This window comes from Halanaerobium congolense, from assembly GCF_004366375.1.
Taxonomy (GTDB): Bacteria; Bacillota; Halanaerobiia; order Halanaerobiales; family Halanaerobiaceae; genus Halanaerobium; species Halanaerobium congolense.
Genome location: NZ_SOEF01000062.1, coordinates 1 through 6509, shown reverse-complemented (window position 1 = coordinate 6509; position 6509 = coordinate 1). Strand labels below are relative to the sequence as shown.

The window sequence follows — 6509 nt, the reverse complement described above, 5'->3', positions numbered from 1 at the left end:
CCATTTACAGATGCCACCTCTGGTTCACATAATGTTTTGGACTAACAGCACGTCTCAGACTCTTCAGATTCCACCTCACGGTGAACACCCTGTCACTGTTGACTTCTACATGATACATGCCACAACATAGATAGGACTTTCACCTATTATCAGAATAATTTACGGAGCACACAAAAAATAAGCCAGCCGGAAAACCGGCCGGCTTTATTTTTATTGTATATTTAGTTCTCTTCAAGAAATTAACCGAGTAACTGCAGTACTCCCTGTGGTAACTGGTTAGCTTGAGCCATCATAGCTGTACCAGCCTGAGAAAGAATTTGCTGCTTACTCATGTTCATCATTTCGCGTGCCATATCTACATCACTAATTCTGGATTCAGCAGCTGTTAAGTTTTCTTCTGCTGTATTCAGATTATTGATTGTGTGATCTAATCTGTTCTGATAAGCACCTAATTTAGAACGCTCAGCAGAAACAGTTTTTATTGCATCATCAATAGTTTTAATTGCATCATTAGCTGTTTCTTGGGTAGATACATTAATACCGCTATCTGCAACTGCTTCTGCAGTTAATGCACCATTGGTAAATTCAGCAGAAGTACCGGCACTAATTGTAATATCATTAGTTGATCCATCAGCCAATGTCCCGTCTAATGTTAATTCTACTCCAGCAAAGTCTCCTGAGCCAGAAGCTGTTGTTGCATCAGCAGCTAGTCCAGTAATAGTATCTGCTGTACTACCTTCAGTATCAGTCAATGCTATTTCGAAACTTTGTCCTATATTGATAGTACCTGCTGTACTAGTATCTACAGTTCCATCAGTATCAAATGATAAGGTTGAAAAATCACCTGAACCTGTACCTGAACTAGCATCTACTGTTGTAGCATCAGCTGCAACACCAGATACAGTTGTAGTATCAGTTCCATCAGTAAATGCTACTGCATAATCTTCATCAGTACCTGTCACAGATCCTAAATTAGTAAAACCAAGATCTCCAGCCATAGTTGCATCAGAACCTGTTAGATCTACTTCTGAAGTTGATCCTGTAGCATCATTAACAATATCTAAAGTTCCACCATTATTGACTACAGAAAATGTCTCGCCACCATTTGCAGTTCCATCATAAACTGCATCAATATCTTGTTCTAAAGCAGTAGCAACAGCATCTGCATTTGTTGTAGCATCATAAGTGTCGCCCAAGGTTTGTAAATTGGTAGTAGCTACAGCTACTCCGTTTAATGTTAAATCAGCTCCATCGGTAGAAAAATTAACACTATTACCTAAAGCACTATCCGCAGTTTTTGTAGCAGAAGTTGCAGCATTATCGACAGTAGTACTGATATCAATACTAGCGCCGTCAACAACATTTCCACCTGAAGTAGCAGTTACACCAGTTATCCCAACAGATGTAGGATCAATTGTCCCACCAAAAACTTCTGAAGTAGTAGCTGTAATGACATTACCGTCTACTACTGCATTTGCTGTTCCTGAAGCAGATGCTTCACTTACGTCTCCTGTACCACTAACTGCAGCTGATGTTCCTGCTACACCTAAAGAAGCAGCATCCATAGCATTAACACTTAAATTAATATTTTGATCCTTATTAGAGCCAATCTGAAAAGTAGCTTTGCCAAGACCATCACTTTTTACAGCACCATTGAGCAAAGACTGTGTATTAAACTCAGTAGTATTAGAAATTCTAGTTAATTCACCTGCTAATTCATCAACCTCTTTTTGAATTTCTGCTCTATCTTCTGCAGTATTAGTATCGTTAGCAGACTGAACAGAAAGTTCTCTCATTCTCTGTAGAATTGAGTGAGATTCTTTAAGAGCACCCTCAGCAGTTTGAATCATTGAAATACCATCCTGAGCGTTTCTCTGAGCCTGTGCCAAACCTCTTGTCTGAGCATTCATTTTCTCACTGATTGCTAAACCAGCAGCATCATCAGCAGCACCATTGATTCTTTTACCTGAGGATAATCTTTCTAAAGACTTACTCAGTTTACTATTAGTTTTACTTAGTTGATTATAAGAGTTTAAAGCGGCAACATTCGTGTTAATTCTCATTATTTATTCCTCCTTGAAATTTTGTTTTGTTCCTGGCATCCTTGCCAGTTCATCTAATTTGTTTTGGTTATATAAGCACCTCCGCAGCAGCACTTCGGCCGATAGTGCTGCCAGCAGCGGTGTTTTAGTAACCATTACAACTATGGTATTTCTTAACTAAACCATAGTTATAAAAGTAACTAAAATCTATTATAAATTTTTATCTAATAAAATCAACTAAAGACTGCTGCATAATTCTTGAGCCAGAGGCTAAAGAAGCTCTGTAAACTGTTTCTTCCATTTTTAGCTCTGTTATCACCTCAGCTAAATCAGCATCTTCATTTTTAGATTTTAAATCTCTTAAATGTACTTCATTTGCTTCTAATCTATTAATAATGTTTCCTGTCCGCTGCAGTTTTCCCCCAACTTCAGATCTTAATTCTGCATAATTATTAATTGCAGTATCCATTGCATTAAGGTTATCACCTATTTCTTCTCCACTTTTTCCTGAATCAAGATCATCATATATTTTATTTAAAGCTTCAATTTCTTTTTTAAAGACTTCATCTCCATCAAGATTAACCTGCATCTCAACATTCTCATTTAATCTACGCTTAACACCATTTTTATCACCCTGATATTGAACATAGTCACCAATTCCATTATCAACTACTTCAAATGGCTTTTCGCCTGTTTTTTGTCCGGAAAATATGTAGCTGTCACCAAGTTTAGCATTAGAGATATCAATTAATTCATCTCTTAACTGTTTCATTTCTTTAGCCACCATTTTTCTGTCATCAGATGTCATCGAATCGTTAGCAGCATAAATTGTTAATTCTCTTGCTCTTTGAATTACTTTAGTTCCACTTTTAAGAGCACTCTCTGTAGTATTTAACCAGTTTTCTGCCTGATCAAGATTACGCTGAAACTGATTATTTCTATTTAACTGTGCTTTATAATTCATGCTATCCGCTACCTTAATTGGGGCATCAGATGGCATCTGGAACAACTTACCTGAACTTAACTGTTCATTTAAGTTATTTAAATCTCCTAAGTTATTTTGTAGATGGTCTAACATATTTCTCACCATCATTGAGTTAGTAACCCGCATTCTTTTCAACTCCTATATCTTAAACTATTGTCATTAATGAATCCAATAATTCTTCTGTTTTATTAATATATTTAGCTGCTGCTGCATATGACTGCTGATATTTAATTAAATTGGCCATTTCCTCATCTAAAGAAACTCCAGAAATACTTCTGTCAAGAGTGTTTAGCTGTTTTAGAACAACTTCCTGGTTATTTACCATCTTCTGAGCTCTAGATGATTCAGCACCGACAGAAGTAATGATTTTTCTAAAATCAGATTTTACATTATTTCCATCTTGATTAAAGATATCAGAAAGAGCATTAGCATTTTCTCCATTACCAATACTGTATCCTAAATCTACTGTAGCGGTTCCTTTGCTATTTGCTGTTATTATAAAGTCACCTGCTGTAAGATCTGTCTCAAAACTATTAGTTTCTGCATTAAATCCAATTTTTAAATCATCTGCTTCTGTGACAGTTTTAGTTGACGATACTTCTCCTGTATCTAGATTAGTAACTGTAACATCATAATCATCACCATTTGTAGCAATATCAATCTCAAATTTACCATCTGCATCACTGCTGTCTAATTTTTCAATTCCTACAACAGAAAGATCAGAAACAGTATTCCCGGCGGCAATTTTAGCCAAACCACCATCAGGATTATCAATCTCATCTGTTAAAGCCAGTTGAGAAACTGCCTTGTCAGAATTAGTGATTTCGGCAAAAAAATCTTTACCCTGCTTCCCTTCTGCATCATAACCAGCTCTGTGCTGCTCATTAAAATCAGTTACCATATCTTCTGCAAGTTTATTTAATTTATCAAGCTTATCAGTAATTATTGTATCTCGGACTTCCATCCAGGCTTTAATCTTACCATTTTTAACATTAATTGGAGAACCGGTCTTTTTATGCCCAAGTATTTTTTTGTCAGCATTATCTGGATCTTCAATAATTTCCAGTTCATATGCATCAGAACCATTAACAATCTGCTTTCCATCTGCAGATATAATTAAATTACCCTGATCATCTTCCCTGGACTGCACATCTAACATTGAGTTTAAATCTTTGTATAAGGCGTCTCTCTCATCTAGAAGATCATTTGGACTCTGTCCACTCCCTTTGACAGAAACAATCTGCTTATTAAGGTCTGCAATTTTAGTAGTTATTTCATTAATACTAGCAGCTGCATTATTTAAGTTTTGATCTATGCTCTCTTTATAATCTACTAATTGACTTTCTACACTCCGAAAAGAATCAACTAAATTTCTGGCATTTTCTCTGACCATGTTTCGAGCTGCATCATCACTGGGATTATTACTTAAATCCTGCAGTGAATTCCAGAACTGATCCATTGCTGTATCTATTCCGGAATCAGAAGGTTCATTAAAAATATATTCTATCTTTTCCAAACCCCTCTGTTTTTCATTCCAATAACCAGCAGTCTGAGTTTCATTAAAGATCTGAGAATTAATAAACTGATCTTTAACCCGCTCAACCCTTTCGATCTCAACACCAGTTCCAAATTGTCCGGCTCCTCCATGATTGGAAAGCCCGGGAGCTGTATATGGATAAGAGGCTTTCTGTACTGCCCGCTGTTTATTATAATCTTCATTATTTGCATTTGCTATATTATGTCCGGTTACATCTAAAGATTTTCTTTGAGTTTCTAAAGCTCTTAAGCCAAGATGTAAACCGCTAAATATATTATTCATTTATATAACCACCTTTAGACCTTTTTGTTTAACAATCGAGGCTGTTCTTTTTGCTCTTTATCTTTTTTAGTATATGTATTTTTGTTTTCTTTAATGCTCTTTAAAATGCTTTCTATAGAAAAAGTATTAACTTCTAAGGCCTGATTAAGCAGCTTTTGGTTCTGGTCATTTAAACTATAAAAATCATCTGTCAGCTCAATTATTTTTTGCCTAATATCCTTTAAATCTTCTTCCCAGTCAGCTGGAAGTTCTTCTATAAAATCACTGTATTTATCGTGCTTCAGTTTTAAATTAAATTCTGATTTAATTTTTTCTATAATCTCTTTTCTTTCTTTTTCTTTTGCTTCTATCTTCTCTATAACTTCCTGATCAGCTGCTAAAATTTCACTTAAGGCTGCTGTATCATTTTCTAAAAGGGCCTCATTTTTTTCTTCAGCTACCGCAAAAAGTTCCTGATAAAGCTCTTTTTCTTCTTTTAAAAGTCTGATTAAATCTTCTTTTAGCTCAGCTTGCATTTATTTCACCTACTTGATATTTTTTAACATTTTTGCAGCAATTTTTTTGCTGTCAATCTGATAGTTATCTTTTTCGAGTTTCGCTTTTAATTCTTCAACCTTCTCAATTCTAATCTGAGGTCTGTTTTTTAACTCAGCCTTTGCAGTTAAAATCCCCTTAGCCTGCGAAGAAATTTTTATCTGATCGTTTTTTGACCCTTCAACAGTTTTTTTCTGATTCTGTTTTAACTGATTATAATATTGTTCAATTTTACCTGGTTTTATATTATTAATCTTCACAGCTTTCCCCTCCAATTTATCTTATATTTTTAGCTTCTACTACTAATATCGCAGTTAATCTTAATTTATTAAGTCCAATCTGTGGTGATTAAACTCTTTCTGGAATGTTTAAAGTCAATTATCTTCTGTTTGCTTTTAATTAGAACTGAAGTTGAAAAATAAAAAAATAAACCGCCATTCGAGCAAAAGCAAAGTCTCTTAGGCGGGATTAAATTCTTAATACTATATTTAGTCTCGTTTAAAGCGATCACCAAGAAACATTTTTTCATGCTCATTAACCTTTTCCTCTTCTTTTTCCTTGGGATTAGAATTAAAATCATTTATCAGTTTATTCCGGCAGCTGTCACAGTAAACACCTGATTCTATCTCTCTACCACAGGTTTTACATTTTAAAGAATATTCAATATCTAGCCCTTCACTCTGCAGTCTGTCTTCTTTGATAAATTTAATAATCATCGTTTCTTTAACTCCGGTTGCTTCAGATACAGTGGGGACTGTGGAATTAGGATGATCCCAGAGATACTCTTTAACCAGCTCAAATTTTTCTTCTTCACTCTGCCTGCAGTCAGGACAAACTTTTGAACCTGCAGAAGCAAAAACCTTACCACATTCCTGACAGTTAATTAGATTCATTTTTAACCTCCCTGTTATTTCCATTAATAATTTGATAGAATGTTATTTATACAAAATTAAATTTTTAATGTAATTAATGATATTGTATCATTTTAAGAAGAAATTTTAAACTTTTTTTAAAGGTATTTTATTAAATTTAAACACCACTTTACAACTTTTTATCATGCAGCATCCCTGAATGAAATAAAGCTGTGCAAACAATCCTTTAAATTCCCATAAATTTTGGTATTTTCGAA

7 protein-coding genes are annotated in these 6509 nt (G+C 34.6%); all 7 read right to left on the bottom strand.

The window, feature by feature from the left end; all coding sequences use genetic code 11:
* Nucleotides 1–239: 239 nt before the first annotated feature.
* The 7 genes from C7954_RS14105 to C7954_RS13135 all read right to left on the bottom strand — a co-directional run bounded on the left by C7954_RS14105 (nucleotide 240) and on the right by C7954_RS13135 (nucleotide 6273).
* Nucleotides 240–2063 carry a flagellin N-terminal helical domain-containing protein gene (locus tag C7954_RS14105; protein WP_134060281.1) on the bottom strand — a complete coding sequence of 608 codons (1824 nt, stop codon included), beginning with the start codon at nucleotides 2061–2063 and terminating at the stop codon, nucleotides 240–242.
* Nucleotides 2064–2066: 3 nt separating this feature from the next.
* Nucleotides 2067–2198, bottom strand: a complete 132-nt coding sequence (locus tag C7954_RS14100) for a hypothetical protein (RefSeq protein WP_276330815.1) — start codon at nucleotides 2196–2198, stop codon at nucleotides 2067–2069.
* Between the two features lie 64 nt (nucleotides 2199–2262).
* Complete coding sequence (gene flgL, locus C7954_RS13155; RefSeq protein ID WP_134060279.1) at nucleotides 2263–3153, bottom strand: flagellar hook-associated protein FlgL; 891 nt, start codon at nucleotides 3151–3153, stop codon at nucleotides 2263–2265.
* A gap of 19 nt (nucleotides 3154–3172) precedes the next feature.
* Nucleotides 3173–4846 (bottom strand): flagellar hook-associated protein FlgK, encoded by a 1674-nt coding sequence (gene flgK, locus C7954_RS13150; RefSeq protein WP_134060277.1) that lies wholly within the window; start codon nucleotides 4844–4846, stop codon nucleotides 3173–3175.
* Nucleotides 4847–4860: 14 nt separating this feature from the next.
* A complete protein-coding gene (locus tag C7954_RS13145; RefSeq protein ID WP_134060275.1) occupies nucleotides 4861–5361 on the bottom strand; it encodes a flagellar protein FlgN in 501 nt (166 codons plus the stop codon).
* A 9-nt stretch (nucleotides 5362–5370) separates the two neighbouring features.
* On the bottom strand, nucleotides 5371–5640 hold the full coding sequence (gene flgM, locus C7954_RS13140) for a flagellar biosynthesis anti-sigma factor FlgM (RefSeq protein ID WP_089717069.1): 270 nt from the start codon (nucleotides 5638–5640) through the stop codon (nucleotides 5371–5373).
* 228 nt (nucleotides 5641–5868) lie between these two features.
* Nucleotides 5869–6273, bottom strand: a complete 405-nt coding sequence (locus C7954_RS13135) for a flagellar protein (protein ID WP_089717068.1) — start codon at nucleotides 6271–6273, stop codon at nucleotides 5869–5871.
* Between the last annotated feature and the right edge of the window lie 236 nt (nucleotides 6274–6509).

Coding starts and splice junctions, on each gene's coding strand:
- C7954_RS14105 (WP_134060281.1), bottom strand. CDS start 2,063: ATGAGAATTAACACGAATGTTGCCGCTTTAAACTCTTATAATCAACTA.
- C7954_RS14100 (WP_276330815.1), bottom strand. CDS start 2,198: ATGGTTACTAAAACACCGCTGCTGGCAGCACTATCGGCCGAAGTGCTG.
- flgL (WP_134060279.1), bottom strand. CDS start 3,153: ATGCGGGTTACTAACTCAATGATGGTGAGAAATATGTTAGACCATCTA.
- flgK (WP_134060277.1), bottom strand. CDS start 4,846: ATGAATAATATATTTAGCGGTTTACATCTTGGCTTAAGAGCTTTAGAA.
- C7954_RS13145 (WP_134060275.1), bottom strand. CDS start 5,361: ATGCAAGCTGAGCTAAAAGAAGATTTAATCAGACTTTTAAAAGAAGAA.
- C7954_RS13135 (WP_089717068.1), bottom strand. CDS start 6,273: ATGAATCTAATTAACTGTCAGGAATGTGGTAAGGTTTTTGCTTCTGCA.